16 protein-coding genes and 1 pseudogene are annotated in these 17431 nt (G+C 67.0%); 7 read left to right on the plus strand and 10 right to left on the minus strand.

The window, feature by feature from the left end:
* Position 1: 1 nt before the first annotated feature.
* From ACOI2T_RS19740 to ACOI2T_RS19770, 7 genes are all read right to left on the minus strand, one after another.
* On the minus strand, positions 2 to 1390 hold the full coding sequence (locus ACOI2T_RS19740; protein WP_409504736.1) for an RsmB/NOP family class I SAM-dependent RNA methyltransferase: 1389 nt from the start codon (positions 1388 to 1390) through the stop codon (positions 2 to 4).
* Complete coding sequence (gene fmt, locus ACOI2T_RS19745; RefSeq protein WP_409504735.1) at positions 1387 to 2316, minus strand: methionyl-tRNA formyltransferase; 930 nt, start codon at positions 2314 to 2316, stop codon at positions 1387 to 1389. Before fmt ends, ACOI2T_RS19740 begins: the two co-directional genes overlap by 4 nt.
* Positions 2317 to 2377: 61 nt before the next feature.
* Positions 2378 to 3259 (minus strand): sugar phosphate isomerase/epimerase family protein, encoded by an 882-nt coding sequence (locus ACOI2T_RS19750; RefSeq protein ID WP_409504856.1) that lies wholly within the window; start codon positions 3257 to 3259, stop codon positions 2378 to 2380.
* A gap of 130 nt (positions 3260 to 3389) precedes the next feature.
* Positions 3390 to 3929: a LemA family protein gene (locus ACOI2T_RS19755; RefSeq protein WP_409504734.1), complete on the minus strand. Its 540-nt coding sequence runs from the start codon at positions 3927 to 3929 to the stop codon at positions 3390 to 3392.
* Entirely contained in the window at positions 3923 to 5755 is a 1833-nt protein-coding gene (locus tag ACOI2T_RS19760) for a DUF2207 domain-containing protein (protein ID WP_409504733.1), read from the minus strand. The genes ACOI2T_RS19755 and ACOI2T_RS19760 overlap by 7 nt, the downstream gene beginning before the upstream one ends.
* Before the next feature lie 47 nt (positions 5756 to 5802).
* Positions 5803 to 7749 carry a primosomal protein N' gene (locus ACOI2T_RS19765; RefSeq protein WP_409504855.1) on the minus strand — a complete coding sequence of 649 codons (1947 nt, stop codon included), beginning with the start codon at positions 7747 to 7749 and terminating at the stop codon, positions 5803 to 5805.
* Between the two features lie 50 nt (positions 7750 to 7799).
* The gene (locus tag ACOI2T_RS19770) at positions 7800 to 8486 is read right to left on the minus strand and encodes a lysoplasmalogenase (protein WP_421877357.1); all 687 of its coding nucleotides are present in this window, start codon (positions 8484 to 8486) and stop codon (positions 7800 to 7802) included.
* Positions 8487 to 8520: 34 nt separating this feature from the next.
* Between ACOI2T_RS19770 and ACOI2T_RS19775 the strand changes: the two genes are divergently transcribed.
* Positions 8521 to 9462, plus strand: a complete 942-nt coding sequence (locus tag ACOI2T_RS19775) for an alpha/beta hydrolase (RefSeq protein WP_409504731.1) — start codon at positions 8521 to 8523, stop codon at positions 9460 to 9462.
* A 127-nt stretch (positions 9463 to 9589) separates the two neighbouring features.
* Here the strand turns inward: ACOI2T_RS19775 and ACOI2T_RS19780 are convergent, their stop codons facing one another.
* Positions 9590 to 10696, minus strand: a complete 1107-nt coding sequence (locus ACOI2T_RS19780) for a DUF7832 domain-containing protein (protein WP_409504730.1) — start codon at positions 10694 to 10696, stop codon at positions 9590 to 9592.
* A 180-nt stretch (positions 10697 to 10876) separates the two neighbouring features.
* Positions 10877 to 11173 (minus strand): hypothetical protein, encoded by a 297-nt coding sequence (locus tag ACOI2T_RS19785; protein WP_409504729.1) that lies wholly within the window; start codon positions 11171 to 11173, stop codon positions 10877 to 10879.
* Between the two features lie 314 nt (positions 11174 to 11487).
* Between ACOI2T_RS19785 and ACOI2T_RS19790 the strand changes: the two genes are divergently transcribed.
* Positions 11488 to 12807: an SMI1/KNR4 family protein gene (locus ACOI2T_RS19790; protein ID WP_409504728.1), complete on the plus strand. Its 1320-nt coding sequence runs from the start codon at positions 11488 to 11490 to the stop codon at positions 12805 to 12807.
* 231 nt (positions 12808 to 13038) lie between these two features.
* Here ACOI2T_RS19790 and ACOI2T_RS19795 read toward each other — a convergent pair whose 3' ends face one another.
* Positions 13039 to 13323, minus strand: a complete 285-nt coding sequence (locus ACOI2T_RS19795; protein WP_421874112.1) for an ankyrin repeat domain-containing protein — start codon at positions 13321 to 13323, stop codon at positions 13039 to 13041.
* Between the two features lie 195 nt (positions 13324 to 13518).
* On the opposite strand from ACOI2T_RS19795, the gene ACOI2T_RS19800 reads away from it, so the two are divergent.
* The 5 genes and pseudogenes from ACOI2T_RS19800 to ACOI2T_RS19820 all read left to right on the plus strand — a co-directional run bounded on the left by ACOI2T_RS19800 (position 13519) and on the right by ACOI2T_RS19820 (position 17386).
* Positions 13519 to 13764: a hypothetical protein gene (locus ACOI2T_RS19800; protein WP_409504727.1), complete on the plus strand. Its 246-nt coding sequence runs from the start codon at positions 13519 to 13521 to the stop codon at positions 13762 to 13764.
* 242 nt (positions 13765 to 14006) lie between these two features.
* A complete protein-coding gene (locus ACOI2T_RS19805) occupies positions 14007 to 14234 on the plus strand; it encodes a hypothetical protein (protein WP_409504726.1) in 228 nt (75 codons plus the stop codon).
* 68 nt (positions 14235 to 14302) lie between these two features.
* A complete protein-coding gene (locus tag ACOI2T_RS19810; RefSeq protein ID WP_409504725.1) occupies positions 14303 to 14443 on the plus strand; it encodes a hypothetical protein in 141 nt (46 codons plus the stop codon).
* Between the two features lie 99 nt (positions 14444 to 14542).
* A pseudogene (locus ACOI2T_RS19815) lies at positions 14543 to 15914 on the plus strand (cytochrome P450).
* Positions 15914 to 17386 (plus strand): flavin-containing monooxygenase, encoded by a 1473-nt coding sequence (locus ACOI2T_RS19820; protein WP_409504724.1) that lies wholly within the window; start codon positions 15914 to 15916, stop codon positions 17384 to 17386. The pseudogene ACOI2T_RS19815 and the gene ACOI2T_RS19820 overlap by 1 nt, the downstream one beginning before the upstream one ends.
* Positions 17387 to 17431: the final 45 nt, after the last annotated feature.

The raw sequence follows: 17431 nt of genomic DNA on the forward strand, positions 1-17431 counted from the left end.
GCTAATCTACTTTCAGTGCTGCCGCGAACATCGCATCGGTCCCCTGCCGGTGCGGCCACAGCTGGACGTGGGTGCCGTCGCCGAGGTCGTCGACCGGGTCGAACAGCGGCCGGGTGTCCAGCGCGGTCACCGGGTGGCGCCGCAGCGCATCGGCCACGACTCCGACGGTTTCGGCGAGGTGCGGCGAACACGTGGCATACAGCACGACCCCGCCGGGCCGGGTCAGCTTGATCGCTGCCGAGAGCAGTTCGCGTTGCAGCTTCGCGAGTCCAGGGACATCGCCCGGCTGACGTCGCCAACGTGCCTCGGGCCTGCGGCGCAGCGCGCCGAGCCCCGTGCAGGGCGCGTCGACGAGCACCCGGTCGAAGCCGGGTTGCAGGCCGGATTCCCGCCCGTCGACGCGGTGCACGTCCACGTCGAGGCCGCGGGTGTTCTGCTCGACCAGATCGGCCCGCCGCTCCCCCGGCTCCACCGCGGTGACGTGCGCTCCCGATGCCTTGCCGATCGCGGCCAGCAGGGCCGTCTTGCCGCCCGGCCCCGCGCACAGATCGAGCCAGCGACCGTCGTCGGCCCCATCGACCTCGGCGAGCGTCAGTGCACGGGCGACGAGCTGGCTGCCCTCGTCCTGTACCTGCGCGGCACCTTCGCGGACCGCGCTCAGCCGGCCGGGATCGCCACCCGACAGGTACACCGCATACGGCGAATACCGGCCGACGGTTCCGCCGGTCTGCGCCGCCAGTTCCTCGGCGGTCAGCGCGGTCGGCCGCGCTGCGAGGTGCACCACGGGCCGTTCGTCGTCGCTGGCCAGCAACGCATCGAGCTGCCCGGCCTCGGCGCCGAGTGCATCGGTGAACGCCTGCGCGATCCACCGCGGATGGGCATGGACGAATGCGGCGTGCCCGACCGGATCGGCGGCCGCGGACGGCGCGAGTTCATCGGTCCAGGACTGCTCGTCACGCGACGCGATCGTGCGCAGCACGCCGTTGACGAAACCCGCACGGGCCGAATCGAATTCGATGCCCGCCTGCTCGACGGTCGTCGACACCGCCGCATGCGGCTCGACCCTGGTGCGCAGCAACTGGTACGTGCCGAGCCGAAGGAGATCGAGCAATACGGGATCGATCCGCTCCGGTGGTCGCCCGGCCGCGCGTTCGATGACCGCGTCGAGCAGACCGCGGGTCCGGCACGCGCCATAGGCCAGCTCGGTGGCGAACGCCGCGTCACGGCCCTCGATGCCGCGTTCGCGCAGCAGTGCGGGCAGCGCGAGGTTGGCGTACGAATCGCGTTCCGACACCGCACGCAGTACGTCGAAGGCGGCTTGCCGGGCCGGATCGAGCGGTTTGCGCCGCGGCGGGCGTTTGCGCTGCGGGCGGTTCGGTGGTCTGGTCATGACGCGTGCACCGATTCGTCGAGACGCGCACCGCGAGCCCAGTCGGCGGCGTTCATGAGCTTCTTGCCCGGCGGCTGAATCTGACCGAGCCGCACCGGATACGAACCCGTTCCGACTTCGACGCTGTTGCGCCCCACGCGGATGGCGCCGGGCGGCAACGGATCTGCGGATTCCGCCACGGTGACCGGGCCGACCTTGATCCGCAGGTCGCCGATCATCGTCCACGCCCCCGGATTCGGTGTGACCGCACGGATCCGGCGGTCGACGACGTGTGCCGGCAGGTCCCAGCGCACCCTGGCCGACTCGACGGTGATCTTGGGTGCGACGGTGACGCCGTCGGCCGGCTGCGGCACCGCGGTCAGCGAGCCGTCGGCGATCCCGTCCAGCGTGGTCTCCAGCAGCATGGCTCCCGAAATCGCAAGGCGGTCAAGGAGTTCGCCCGCGGTGTCGGTGTCCCGCACGGTTTCGGTGACCACGCCGTACACCGGGCCGGAGTCAAGCGCCGGTTCGATGAGAAACGTCGTGGCTCCCGTGACCGAATCCCCCGCGGCAATCGCGGCCTGCACCGGAGCAGCCCCGCGCCAGGCGGGCAACAACGAGAAGTGCAGATTGATCCAGCCGCGCGGCGGGACGGCGAGCAGCCGTTGGCTCAGCAGCGCGCCGTAGGCCACCACCGCGCAGCAGTCCGGCGCGAGCTCACGCAACTCGGCGACGAATTCGTCGTCGTTGGGGCGGGCGGGCCGCAACACGGGTATGTCGTGTTCGATGGCCAGCCGTGCCACCGGAGACGGCGCGGGTTTGCCGCGTCGGCCGGCCGCCGCATCGGGACGAGTGAGCACCGCAACCACATCGTGGTTGGGCGATTCGATCAGTCGCCGTAGTGCCGGCAGTGCCGGCTCCGGAGTACCAGCGAAGACGAGACGCACCGAACCAGTCTAGGGATCGCCGACAGCTCGACGGCACCGGGCAGGCGCTGAGGCTCGACGGTCACCCGGCGCGGACGACGGGCGTGTCGGCGTCCACGTAGTCGTCGCGGATCCGGTCGGCCAGTTCGAGGACCCGGCACGTGCTGTGCAGCGCCGCCTTTGCGCGCTCGACCGCGGGAACGCCAGGAGCGACGACCGGCGCCTCGACACTGACGGGCGTATGCGGCGGCATCGCGAGCAACAGCGCGAGCAGGTCGAGGCCCCCGGAACCGGGCAGCAACCTCGCCACTCGTGACTGGTACACCAAATCCTCAGTGCTGCCGGGTAGTTCGGTGGGCGCATCGCACATCTGCAGGTAGCGGAACCATGACGCGGGAAGAGTGGCGAGGTCGGCGAGCGCGTTGTGCCCCCGGTAATAGTGGATGGGGTCGATGAGCAGGCCGATGTTGCGGTGCCCGGCGCGCTCGATGAGCGAGGCGGCCTCGGTGACGTCGCGAACATCGTTGTAGGGCATGGGTTCGACGTTCGGCGTGAGCCCGTAGCCATCGGCCAGCTCGGCCAGTTCGGCGAGATTGTCGGCGGCACGGCTCATGTCGGGATCGTTGCCGGCGACCAGGATTTCGCCGGCTCCCAGGTACGCACCGGTCTCCAGGAACGCTTCGAAGTCAGCGCGGACCCGGGTGGTCGGTGTGAGCCGCAGCACTTCGATGTCGCGCAGTTCGATGCCGGTGTCGTCCAACCGCTCGCGGGTCTGGCGGATCAGTGGAGTCATGCCGATCGTGGGACGCTGCGGTTCGTCGGCCGTCGCCCGAATCAGGCGCAGGCCCACGGCGTGATACCCGGCCGCCGCGGCGCAACTGACCATATCGGGAGGGCTGAGTTCGAGCACCGTCAACGGTGCGAGCCCCAGCCTTGCGCGCGCCGCCACCAACTCCACGGACATTCTCACCACCAGACTCTTCTGCCCCCTGCAGGCACTCGATTCCGTACCGAAGCGCCCATTGTGGGTGAGCGGACGCCGAGTTTGGGGCCTACGTCCGCCCGACACGGGGCAGGTGTGGCGAATCAGTCACTCAGCGGCGCGGCATCCGGTAAAACTCACGCTCCTCCACTCCGGCCAGCCGTGCGACATACATCCAGGGGATCGCTGCGATCAGGCGGTTCAACTGGCTGACGGCGTCGTTGTAGTACTGGCGCGCGAACGCCAGCTTGTTCTCGGTGTCGGCGAGGTCGTCCTGGAGATCGAGAAAGTTGTTCGACGAATTGAGCTGAGGGTAGGCCGATCTCAATGCCAGCACTTCGGCGATGGCATCGTCGAGTTCCGTTTCGGCCGCGCTTCGCCGCGCCACCGATGTGCTGCCCGTCGCCCTCGTCAGCGCGGCTGTGGCGGCGCTGACCTGGCCCAGCACCGCCTTTTCATGGGCCGCGAAGGTCTGCACGGTATGTACGAGAGCTGGGATCAGCGCCGCCCGCCTGCTCAGTTCCACGTCGATGCCGGCCAATGCCTCGGCGACTTGGACATCAGCGGCGCGAAGCTTGTTGTGCCCCACCACGAAACCGATGAGGACCGACACCGCCAGTACCAGGATCACGATCAACGCCAGAGTCACCACGATCCGCCGCCTCCTCCCCCGCCGCCACCACCGCCGCCGCCGCTCGACCCGCCGCTCGACCCGCCGCTCGACCCGCCGCCACCCGACGAGGATGACGACGACTGCGATGCGGTGTAGGCGCCGATCGACGACGACAACGCCGATTCGAAACTGTCGAAGTCCATGCCGCCTCCTCCGCCGGTGGAATCCCAGCTGGACTGCGATGTCGAGCTGTACCAATCCGGTTGAGGCGCAGGAGTGCCGATGCTGTCGTGGTACTTCTTGGCCCACAGTGCAGCCGTGCCGGCCGCCACCGCGAAAGGAACGTAGGCGAGGTAGAGATCTTTACGGGCGGCGAAATCGAAGCGTGTCTCGGCGGAGTCGGTGGACAGCAGCCGATGAAAGCCGCCTACGCGCGACCACAGATCCCGCCCGGCGAGGGTTCGCCGCGTTCCCACACCGTCCTGCCATGAACGCACCGACAGCACGAAGAAGACCGCGAACGGCAGCCCCCACATGGTGACGGGAATGCCGAACCACAGCCAGAATCCGCCGAGCGCGGCGAAAAACGCGAACGCGTTCGCGGTGCGCACCCAGAGCTCCTTGCGACGGTTGACGAGCAGACCCCCGTCGAACGCCCACTTCTTCACCGCGGCGGTCATGTCCGTCTTCGCCCTGCTGAGTTTCTGCCCGGACTTGACGGTGCGCTTGGCCGCGAACTCGGCACCGGGCTGCATCACCTTGAGCGCGGACCCCACTGCGACGCTGACGGGGTCGACGTCAGCCCACGCCCCTGGCTCGGCGAGCCCGCGAACGTTCCATTGCTTGTCGCTGACCTGCCGCAACTCGACGAGTCGACGCTCGGCGAGATAGAGCAGTGTGGCGGTGAGTCCGTTCTTCGGGACACTCTCGGTGCGGATGTACTCCGTCTGCACCGGCCCGAGCCCATCCGGCGGTCCATACTGCAGCGGAAATCCGGGTGTCGGCTCGCTCGTGGATCGTGACCAGAAATAGGCGAGCAGGCCGAGCGCGACCGACAACCCGGCCACCCACAGCACCGCGGTCAACGACCGTCCCAGGATCCGGTCCCAGGTGTGCGGCCAGGGCAAGCTCACCTGTGGCGGCGTGGGTACATCGACGCCGGCCCGCAGCGTGACCGGCGTATGCGGACGCAGATCCAGCGCTTGCATGCGCACGGTGTTGCCACTGACGCCCAGGTCCCGGCATCCGCGGCCGACCCCGGTCCCCACGCTGCACTCGGCACCCGTGATGTCGGCGGGCAAGGTGACCGAGATCTCTGCCCGCTCGATCGTGTTGTTCCAGGCCGGTGCGATGACGTTCCAGTAGAAGACCGACCGCGAGTTGGGATCGCCGGTGGATTCGGCGAACTGTTTGTCGGCGCCGACGCTTCCCGGATCCAGCACGCCGGGGATCGTGTAACGGATCTCGAAGACGTGGCTGCCCCAGTCGAGCGTCACGTCGGGATCACCGATCTTCGCGACCTGGAACCGTTTGTCGCCGGCCCACTGCAGCTGATAGGGCGCGGGCCGCCCGTCGAGCCGCACCGAAGTGATGTCCGGCTCCTGCCGCAGTCGGGGGTTGTTCTGATTGGCCACATCCCAGTGCCGGAAGATGCCGTGGCGCCCACTGGGAAAGTCGGCGGTGATGGTCTCCACCGCGTGCAGCCGTCCGTCGGCGTCCACTTGGAACTCGGCCTGGTAGTCGGTGATCACCACCGGGTCGGGCGCGTCGGCCCGCTCATCGTCGCCGCCGCCGAACCCGAGCGGCCACAGCAACCCAAAACCAATGAGCGTCAACGTAAAAAGCCACGCCAACGCCCGTCGCATCGCAGCCTCCCGCTCGCCACTCACCGATACCGGGTGAGGTGTCCGCCTCACCCTATGTGCAACGGGTCGATCTGCACTCGAGATGGCTCCTGATCGTGGCGTGCGCTGAGCACCGCGGTCGCGCGCCGCAACGCGCCCGCCAATTCGAGACCGCCGTCGCGCGGCACCCGGACCAGCATCCGACTCACCTCGGCGTCGGCGGCCATGCCGGGCGGTCTGCGGGCGCCGGGCGGCAGTTCCACGGGTCCGAGTGGTTCGGCGGCCGCAGGCAGCTGCGCCGTCTCCAGTAGCGCCATGACCGCCGGCGTTGGCCCGTCGACGGCTGCCATGTGAACAGCCGGCGGCAGACCCACCTCGTCGCGGCCGTCGAGTTCGGCGTCGGCGTGGCCGACCGGATCCCAGCGGATGAGTGCCTGCACGGTCGGCAGGGCCGACTCCGCGACCACTGCGACCACCCCGCCGTCGCCGCGGGACCGGACCAGGGCGGCGGCCGCCATCCAGCGCCGCAGCGTGTCCTCGGCGGCGCGCAGATCCTGTCTGCCCAGCAGCGCCCAGGCGTCGAGGAGCAGCGCTGCGCCGTAGCCGCCGTCGGCGACCGGCTCGGCGCCCGGGGTACAGACGACGAGGGCCGGTTTGTCCTCCACGGTGCCGACGACGGCGTCCCCGCCCGACGTGATCACCGCGGTGCCGGGAAAAGCCCGGCCGAGTTCTTCTGCGGTGCGACGTGCCCCGACCACGACCGCCCGGACGGCGTCCGACCCGCAGCGCGCACATCGCAGCGCGGGTTCCGCTCGCCCGCACCATCGGCACTGCGCCGCGGCGCTGTCGCGGTCGGGCAACGACAACGGGCCGGTGCAATGCCGGCACCGGGTGACGGAGCGGCACCGCGCGCACGCCAGCGCGGGTACGTAACCGCGGCGCGGCACCTGGATGAGCACCGGACGGTCGGCCTGCAGCGCCGTGCGGGCGGCCTGCAGCGCCATCGACGGCAGCCGTGCGGTGTGTGCGGCCGGATCGCGCTCCTGGGCGTAGTTGCTGGCCTCCAGCGCGACGACGCGCGGTGCCGCCGCGCGCACCACGGACCGCGTCGCGACCAGGTCATGCGCCCACCGGGTCCGCACGAGCACCTGGCCCTCCGCGGTGCGTGCATAGCCGCCGATCATTGCCGCACAACGCAATTGGTGGGCGCGCAGCATCGCGACGTCACGGGCGTGCGGGTAGGGCGCCCGCGGTTCGGCGAGGTTGTCGTCGCCGTCGTCCCACACCAGGATCAGCCCGAGCTCGGCAACCGGGGCGAACACCGCGCTGCGCGTGCCGATCACCACGCGGGCCTGGCCGCGCAGCACCGCGAGCCAACGCCGGTACCGCTGCGCCGGGCCGAGTCCGGCCGACAACGCAACCACCCGGGATTCGGGAAGATGAGCGATCGCGGCCGCATGCAACGCGTCGACGTCACGCTGGTCCGGCATGATCGCGAGCACGCTCTGGCCCGCGTTGACGGTCACCGCCGCGGCTTCGGCGAGCCGCTGCGGCCACTGCTCGCCCGGCAGTGCCTGCCAGACGGCGCGGGCCGCTCGCCCGTCGCTCAACGCGGTCAGGAACTGTTCACCGCGCCCGTACCGCGCCCACCCGCTCGGATCAACGTCGATCGCCGGAATCGGTTGCGGCTCAGGCGGAGTTTGCTTCTCGACCGTGGCGTGGCGGGGCGGCACGGCCAGCCGCAGCACGTCGGGCCGGGTGCCGGCATAGCGCGCGGCGACGGCGTCGACCAGCCGCCGCACGTCGGCAGTCAGAACGGGTTCGGCCGACACCACCTTGTCCAGCCAACCGAGCTTGCCGTCATGGTCGGTGTCGGATCGGCGCTCCAGGATGAATGCGTCGACCAGCCGGCCGTGGAAGCGCACCCGGGCCCGCACGCCCGGTTGGGCATCATCGGACTGTTCCGCCGACACCAAATAGTCGAATTCCCGGTCCAGGTGCGGCACCGACAACATCGGCAGCACCCGGGCGATGGGTTCGTGCTCGGCGGCGCGCCGGGTGATGGTCACGGCGCAGATGTAGCAGACGGCGCCGACGTCCGGCCGAAGAACAATCCGGCCGTGATCAACAGCAACGACCCGGCGTACGCCCACCAGATCGGGACCGCGAGGAGCTGGTCGCCGCGCACGAATTCACTGATCCCGATCATCGCGTCCGAGACCGCGAAGCACACCGCGCCCAGCGCAGTCCACGCGGTGGGCAGTCGGGCCAGCAGCGCCGTACACACCATGGCACCCAGAACCGCGATGTAGGCCGTCACCGGGATGGCCATGCCCTGTTCGATCAGTCGGGGCCAGAACCACGCCAGCAACACCAGACACGCCACCACGGTGACCGCGACGGCGACCAACCGCGGCGTCGTGCGCGTCACCAATGGCAACAACGCGGCCAAAAAGCACAGGTGCGCCACCAGGAAGGCGGCCAAACCGAGCACGAACGACGGCTCCCACCACGGCATCGCGAGCAGGAAATCACCGGCGGCCGAGAAGATCAGCGCCCCGACCAGCCACCGACGCTCGCGCGGGATCGGATGCGTGAACGCCGCGACGGCCAACAGGACGGCGGCGAGGGCTTTGACGGCCGGCTGGCCAGGGAACTGCCCGGTGAGGTCGGTGCCCGCGGGCAGCCGAAGCGCCGTGACGAGAAGGAAGACGCCGTACCCGGCCGCGACGACCGCGGCGGCAACCCACAGCAGCACCGTCGCGCGGTGTGCGTACCGTGTCCGTGTGTCTGTTACCAAGCCGGCCGTCGATGCCATTCTGCTGAAGGTACTGCAGGTCGTGCCTTTCCAACTCACCACCAAGGACGGTGTCGAGGAGGCCAGGCGACGTTTCAGTGAGCTGCCCCGCCGCGAGATCCATCCCGAACTGCACGTCGAGGATCGCGTGATCGACGGCCCCGCCGGGCCGATCCCCGTGCGGGTGTACCGGCCGCCGACTCCGGCCGGCGTGGCCCTGCCGGTCGTGGTGTTCATCCACGGCGGCGGCTGGTCGGTCGGCGACCTGGACAGCTACGACAACACCGCACGGCGGCACGCCGTCGGCGCCGAAGCCGTCGTCGTGTCGGTGGACTACCGGCTGGCGCCCGAGCATCCGTATCCGGCAGCCGTCGACGACGTGTGGGCCGCGACGCAGTGGGTCGCCGCCAATGCCGAGGAACTGGGCGCCGACGCGAGCCGGATGGCGGTCGCCGGGGATTCGGCAGGCGGCAACCTCTCCGCGGTCGTCGCGCAGCTCGCGCGCGACGCGGGCGGACCGGCGCTGCGCTTCCAGCTGCTGTGGTATCCGGCCACGACGTGGGATACCACGCTGCCGTCGTTCCGCGAGAACGCCGAGGCCCCGATCCTCGCGCTCGACGCCGTCAAGGGCTTCTCGCGCTGGTATGCCGGTCACGTCGACCTCTCCGATCCCCCGGCCACGCTGGTGCCGGCTCGGGCCGCGGACCTGTCGGGGTTGCCACCCGCCTACATCGCGGTCGCCGGGCACGATCCGCTGCGCGACGACGGTGCCCGCTACGCCGAGCTGCTGACCGCCGCGGGCGTCGCGGCGGAACTGCACAACGCCGAAACCCTCGTACACGGCTACCTCGGCTACTCCGGGGTCGTCCCCGCGGCCACCGAGGCGTTCGACCGTGGGCTCGCGGCACTGCGCGAGGCGCTGCACCGCTGAGCGCCTAACCGGACGCTGGGCGATTTGGGTTGTCTGGCTCAGACATACCTCGGCCACGTAACCGAGTTGCTTGGCGAATAACCCACTCCTCAGCGGCTTTTGGTGCCGATTCTGAGAGCGCTGCGATTCATCCGGATCGCGCTGAACTCCATCGTTCGTAGCGCTGGTCGAGGACGGCGTCGACGCGCGCTTGGGTCTCGAAGGAATAGGGCAAGTGACTCAACGACGGCAAGCCCTTGGCGAGGACCGCAAGGTCGTCGTAGTACCCGTTCTGGTCGCTGTTGTAGTAGTCACGAGTGAACGCATTAGCTTGGTCGCTGAGCATGTAATCGATCAAGCAGCGATCGGCGTACTCCGTCCAAAGGTCCACCGCGGTCGTGCGGCCGGCTTTGTAGGCGGCGGTATCGCGCCGCATGCGAAAGCCACGGGCCCATGTCGGATTGAGCAGCCCCCGCGAGGCTAGCCAGCCGAAGTAGAACGCACCCGGTACCGCGGCTTGCTCATCGGCCGTGTCCTCGTCGAAGCCTCCCTCATCAACCAGGATGTGACTCTGATATTTCGCCTTGTCATAGACCACGGGGCCGAGAAATCTCGCGGGCTCAGGTGCCTCAACGCGGGCCGGACGTACCTCCACCCGGTCGTAACCGCCTTCGATGGCCACCTGTGCCGCGTATCCGAGCGGATGGCTGCCGGGAGTATCTCGGCCGAATTTGCCGAAGCTGCCGATACATTGGTATTCGAAGTCCAGCAGCGTCTCCTCCCAGTCCGGATCGATCTGATCCTTGGCCATCACGACACGCTGATAGCTGATCGAGTCGTGATTCTTCGAGTCGAGATCCAGACGCCAACTGTATTCCGGGCGTTGACGAACCACCGTTTCGCCGAGCACGAGAGCGATGTCCATCAGCATCGCGAGCACAATGTGCTCGCCCTCTTTGCGCCGCGCTAAGCAAACCTTGAAGCGATCGGAGAACGTGGGTGTGTAGGCGGTGGGCCATTCACTGCGAGCCCACTGATCAAGAGACTGCAGGAACCCGCGCGGATCCTCCGCCGACAAACCCGCGTCCAGATCAATACCAAACTGCTGCAACAGATCTGCCGCGATTTCCAACCGGCGCTCACGCACATCGAGCAGATACCGCAAGTTCTCCTGGCACTGCTGCAGGCTCAAAGACCCAGGCTCGCCGGGGAACGGGGTCAGATACGGCGGATAGCCGGCCAGCAGACCCGGCAAGCGGGACTCACGCCGCCCGGCTCCGTCAGCGCGACGGCGAAGAAACCCGAACATCCCGATACCCCATCCCCACACGCTCTTGATCCCAACAACGGGCCCTACCGGTAACAACGCCGCCACCATATCGCCGACTTAAACCGATCAAAGTGCGGCACAAGGGACCACAGCCCGACGTGTCAGTCATTCAAAGAACTCGAACTCGCCGTGCCGGCCAACGCTGTAAGCCAACCAACGTCCGTCTCCCCGCGGCAACATTGTCCCCAATAAATCAGTACTCTTGAATATCAAGTCGGCATATTCGTCGCCATCATATTCGAGGGAGCGTAATTCCCCATTCCGCAGCTCCGTAGTGATCTGGAGTTCACCTTCCTCGAGATCGACCCAGCGAACCCTGATCTTCGTCCAATCCGCGCCCGCAGCAATTTCGGCCAAGTCCGCGGCGAGTTCCGCTCGAAAAGAACCGAGGGTCGGATCCAACGCGCCATGATTCTTGGACTCGGGCAGCTACTGCATTGTTCATCCGGCGGCTAACGATCTGAACGATGTCAACCGGACGAAGGTCGTACCCCGGCATCCTCAGGACTGGCCGCCCCATAGGCCACCGCCATGGCGGCTACGCCGGATACCGCTCTAGCGGCGTCGCACCGCTGCAGACGGCTCTCTGCCATGGACCCGAGCCTCGCGGTCGGCGCCGACACCCCACTCGTGGACGCGTCGCACAGGCTCGGCGTGTGCAGTGAGCTTTCTGGAAGTGCCGTGCTGCAGACGTTTTCGGCTCTACACTTCGGCGCGTGTCCAGTATCCGTGAACTGTCCATCTGGCTTCCTGCCCTTGAAGCACAGCTGCAGGACGCGCCGCCCGACGTCGATCTTGTGGAGTTCACCGGGACAGTCGGAAAGGGCTCAATGGGTGGGTCCTATCGCCTGGATGGCAAGTCACCGGAGTTGGGCGATCTGTCCGGTCACGACGTATTTGACGAGATATCCACCGTAGCCCAACGATTCGACGTCGAGCGCATGGGTGTCATTCTGCGGTCCAGCCGCTCAGGTACCCGCGAAGTCGATCTGATCGAGATACCAGACTGCATCACAAGTCACGGCGGTCACATAGTCCGCAGTCTCGTCCTGCGAGACGGCGCCCTACCCGCCCTCTACCGCCGACAACCCGACCCGACCGTGACCGCCGGCCCTGCACCGAGCGCCGACCCAGCCGCACTGTCCCGGCTCATCGCCGAGAAAATCCCCGACGCCACACCAGCGACTGCCGAGCAGGTCGCGGCGGTGGAAGCGCAACTCGGAGTGCCGCTGACCGACGAGGTCAAAGCCATCTACCTGACCGCCGGCAGCGGGGAGATCATCCTCGGCGAGGACGCAGGCTTCTACGGCATGGAGATCGTCCCCCTCGATGACACCGACTTCCGGCACTACTACCTGCCCGAAAAACGCATGCTGGATTGGCAGTTCGGGGCATGGGACACACTCGGCCCGGATCCGGCGGGCCGCATCCAGCCGTTGGCCGCGACACCGCTGTGGTTTCCCGTCGGCCACGACGGGTACGGCGACGTCTACGCCGCCGACCTCGCCCCCGCCCAGAACGGGTACCGAGGCCAGGTCATCTTCTTGGACCATGAATACAACGCCGGGGCGACATACCTGGGTGAATCGTTCACCGACCTGCTCGTGCATGGCCGCGAAGGCGACGACACCGGCCCCTCCAGCCGCGCGGGCACGGCCTACATCAACGACGGACCCGGGAACACGATCGCCGACGCAGCTCAGAAGGTCGACCTCGAAGTCCTCAGCCTCGGCACGCTCGACATACCCGCCGACCTCGGTCCACTGCTCGATCACCCACGGATCCGCACCATCGACGCCAACCCGGGCACACTCGCTGACCCATTGCAGCTCAACCATTTTCCCGCCCTTGAGTACCTGTCAATCGGGCTGGCGGAGTGGCGGATCCTGCTCGACGCGGGGCGAGTACCACCGCAGCTACTCGCCGCCGGGATCAGCGACGGAAGCCACGATCTGGCGGCAACCATCACCACTGCAAATGAGATACTCCGACTGTGGGGGCGGCCCCTCATCGCGACAACGCGGCTACGGCAGTAACGAGCATCGGTCTCCCGCCTGCCCTGCACGATCACACGGTGCCCGGTCACACGTCAGGACATTGGATTCCACGTTTGACAAACAAAATCTTGATCGGTTCGTCATCATTCATATCGACAACGAACTCCACAGGGCTGTGGTCATACCAATTCTTCCGGTGAGGATCCGCCCCTTTATCCAGTAGCAGGTCGGCAACCAAGGTGGCGCTTCCCCTCTTCCCCACCATCGCCGTCAAAAAGAGTGGCCCCCTCTCCCCCGGTTATTCGTCGCATTCACATCATCGCCGGCACGGACCAGTTCCTCCGCGATATCCAGGTTGCCGCGATCCGCTGCGAAATGCAGTGCAGTCCAACCCGCATCGTCGCGGGCGTTGACCTCAGCACCCTCACGAATCAGCCCGCGGAGAACATCGAGTTCATCGTCGGCCGCTGCATAGTGCAACGCCGTACGCCCAGCCCGATCCCGCTCATCAACCAAAGCAAACCCACCAATCGCAAACCGGGCCTCAGAAACCAAGACGTGACAAATGCGCAGGGGTACCGTGCCGGCGTGACCTCCGACGCACCTGCACAGATAGTGCCACGGTGGGTCAGTGTCCTGGCCGGACTTGTCCTAAGCCCAATCCTCGGCCTCCTCGCCTACGGCGTCTCCGTGGGAATTGCGTCCGACATGCTGAGTACCTGCAGACCAGACGGCGCCCCAGGTGATGGCTTGATCGTCTTCGCTCTGCTATTTCCTGCCGTCCTCACCGTCGCTGTCACCGCGATCACCTACGCGGTTGTTCACGTGCTCGTCGAGCGGAACTGGTCGATATACGTCGCCGTCACCGCTGCCGTTCTGGTCACGCCGGTCATGGTCGTCTACGCAATCAACTCCCAATGGTCGCCCGTCCCAACCGAATTGTGCCCCACCGGCACCCCGTCATGGTGGCCATGGCAACTCACCGAGCCCTACTGACCACGCGCATCACGTGCGCGTGCAACACCATGGCCAACTTCGGAACCAACCAGGATCAGAAACGAGGAGCAAAGCATGAGTGCTGAGGAAGACGCATTCGTCGAAGCGGTCCGGGACGCGAACCCCCCGGCGACGACTGGACGATCATCAACTTGGACATCTGCGGCAATATCGGCACCCTCGGAATCACACCAACCTGGGACAGCAGCGCTCGCGGGCCGAAGGTCTCAATGCGGGCGTCGATGGCACTGGAAGCTATTCGGGAAGCGACCGCTGACCCGCAGCGCGGCGCCTGGCTCACCGCCCAAGTCACCATCCCCAAAACCGGCACCGCCACCTTCACCTACGACTGGATGACACAACCCACCTGGGAAGCCATCGGCGGCCTCGATGACGCCCTCTACCTCGACGACCTCAAAGCCTTCCCCCGCACACCCGACAACATCCCCGACTGGTACCCCAAACCCTAAGGCCAGCCCTTTGGGATGGTTAAAGAGCAACCGGATGCGACGGCGTGTTGGCGACCGAGAGGGATCTCATGATTGATGAACGAGACCAGGCCGAGGCCCTAGGTCTCGGCGGCCAGGACCTGCGCGGCTGCGACGCCCCGCTCTCCGGCGACCTCGCACAGCACCCGGGTGGCGTGTATCCGTTGGCAGACATCAGCCGACCACGATGAACCCGGTTCTGGCCATGGCTCCCAGCCTTGTCCCAAAATCCCAACTCTGTCCCCGATAGTCCCATTCTTCACCGGCCCTGTCACTCATACGCTGGATTCATGGCGGCGCCGGCGGCACGACCGAGCACGTGGACGATGACCCGTGAGGCCATCACGGGTCGGATTCAGCACCGAGGGCGGCTTCCTGGCCCGGACCCAGGGCCGCGACATCAGCCGGTTCCGTTGTGCAGGAAGACGTTTCGTCTCGAATTCACATCCCGATTACGTCGACCACGTTCTGCACCGAGCGCGCCTACGTTACGTCAAATCCAACGAGTACGAGCCGATTCGGGCGGCGGCGGGCATCAACCTCCTGACCGACGAGGGCGACCCCTGGGCCGGCCACCTTGCCGCGCTGAACCCGACCTTCGCGCGCCGCCATCTCAACGACATCGTCGACCTGATGATCGCCCCGATCGCGCGAGCCGCCGACAAGCTCGCCGAAGGCGGTGACGGTGTCCGGTTCGACATGCATGCCGCCATGGTGGAAACCACTCTGCGGGTCGTGTCCAACGCCCTGTTCAGCCAGGATTTCGGACCGATCGTGCACAGCATGCGAGACCTCACCACATGCGGGCTCAGGCGCACCGAGAGGCTGGCCCGACTGGGCCTGCTCCCCCGCCCGGTCTACGACGCCATGGCGGCAAGCACGTATTCCGGGATCGCGCTGCCGCCGCCGCTGCGCGAAGGCCAGCGCATCGCCCTGGCCCTGGATACCGCGGTGAACGCCGTGCTTGACGAGCGCCTCTCCCACCCCACCGAATCGGCCTAACTGCTCAACGTGTTGTTCAGCGCGGACAATGGAACCTGGCCCCGGCAGCGGGTCCGGGACGCAGCGCTGACATTCATGCTCGCGGGGCACGAGACAACGGCCAACGCGATGTCGTGGTTCTAGTACTTGATGCCACGCCACCCCGACGCCCGGACCGGATGCTGGCCGAGGTGGACTCCGTGCTGGGAGCAGGCCGTCCGACGGCCGGCGACCTGACCCCGGATGCCGTGGACCACTGCGTGTCTACAGGAGTCGCAGCGTTGTCACTCCGCGGTGTGGATCATCGCGCGCGAGGCGGTCGAGCCCGACGAGATCGACGGCCACCGCATTCGTCCCGGCACGACGGTCATCATCCCGATTCACCAGATCCACCACAACAAGCGATGGTGGCCCGATCCGGAAACCTTTGACCCCAACCGATTTCTCGGTGACGCCACCAAGAACCGGCCGCGGTCGGCCTACCTGCCGTTCGGCGGCGGACGCGGGATCTGCATCGGCCAGAGTTTCGCCCTGATGGAGATGGTGTTGATCGCCGCGATCATGAGCCGACGGTTCGTTTTCGATCTCGATCCTGGCCACTCGGTGGAGATGGAGGCTACGTTGACATTGCGACCCAAACACGGCGTCCGCATGATCGGACGCAGCCGGGAGGTGGCTTGATGCCCGACTTTCACACCCTCATCGTCGGGGCCGGATTCTCCGGCATCGGCACCGCGATCAAACTCGACAAGGCCGGCGTCCACGACTATCTGATCGTCGAGGCAGGCGACGGCGCGGGCGGTACCTGGTACTGGAACACGTACCCCGGTATCGCCGTGGACATTCCGTCGTTCTCCTACCAGTTCTCGTTCGAACAGTCGCGGGACTGGTCGCGCACGTATGCGCCGGGTCCCGAGCTGCGGGCATACGCCGACCGATGCGTCGACAAGTACGGGTTGCGCCCCAAGATCCGGTTCAACACCAAGGTGTCGGACGCGCAGTTCGACGACGACGCGAGTCTGTGGCGGGTTCGGCTGGAGGACGGCGAAGTTCTGACGGCGCGGTACCTGGTAAACGCCAGCGGGGTGCTGACGATCCCGAAGTTGCCGGAGATCGACGGCGTGGATTCGTTCGCCGGGACGACGGTGCACACGGCTCGCTGGGATCACACCGTGGACTTGGCGGGCAAGCGCGTCGCGATCATCGGCACCGGGGCCTCGGCGGTCCAGGTGATCCCGGAGATCGCGCCGAAGGTCAAGCAGCTCACGGTGTTTCAGCGCACGCCGATCTGGTGTTTTCCCAAGTTCGACGTGTCGATCCCGCCGGTGGCGCGCAGGCTGATGCGGCTACCCGGCGGCCGGACACTGCACCGGCTGATCAGCCAGGCGTATGTGGAGTTCACCTTCCCGCTGGCCGCGCAGTACTTCACGATCAACCCGTTCGCCAAGCGGGCGGGGGCAGCCGGCCGGGCGTACCTGCGCCAGCAGGTACGCGATCCGGAAGTGCGCGACAAACTCACACCGCGGTATGCGGTGGGATGTAAGCGACCCGGGTTCCACAACACCTACCTGTCGACCTTCAACCGGGACAACGTCCGACTGGTCACCGAGCGCATCGACAAGATCACCGGGTCCGGGGCCGCCACCGCCGACGGCGAGCATCACGACGTCGACGTCCTCATCCTGGCCACCGGATTCAAGGTGATGGACGTCGACGCCCTGACCTTCGACATCGTCGGATCGGGCGGGCGGTCACTGAGCGAGTTCTGGGAGCAGCACCGCATGCAGGCCTACGAAGGCGTGAGCATCCCGGGGTTCCCCAACTTTTTCACGGTGATGGGGCCATACGGCTACGTCGGGTCGTCGTACTTCGCGCTCATCGAGGCCCAGACGCACCATCTGGTGCGGTGCATCGAGCGTGCCGAGCGTCGCCGGGCCCGCCGTGTCGAGGTGAAACAGGAGGCCAACGACCGGTACTTCGCCGAGATGATGCGCAAGCGGCACCGCCAGATCTTCTGGCAGGACAGCTGTTCGCTCGCCAACAGCTATTACTTCGACCGTAACGGCGATGTGCCGCTCCGGCCCGCCACCACCTTCGAGGCTTACTGGCGCAGCCGTCGCTTCCCGCTGGACGATTACGCGTTCACGGCGTAGTCATCCCGGCGAGCAGACGCTTAGGTACCCCGGAATGCGCATTCC

It is taken from the genome of Mycolicibacterium wolinskyi str. Jessa 2025, from assembly GCF_049241375.1.
Taxonomy (GTDB): domain Bacteria; phylum Actinomycetota; class Actinomycetes; order Mycobacteriales; family Mycobacteriaceae; genus Mycobacterium; species Mycobacterium wolinskyi.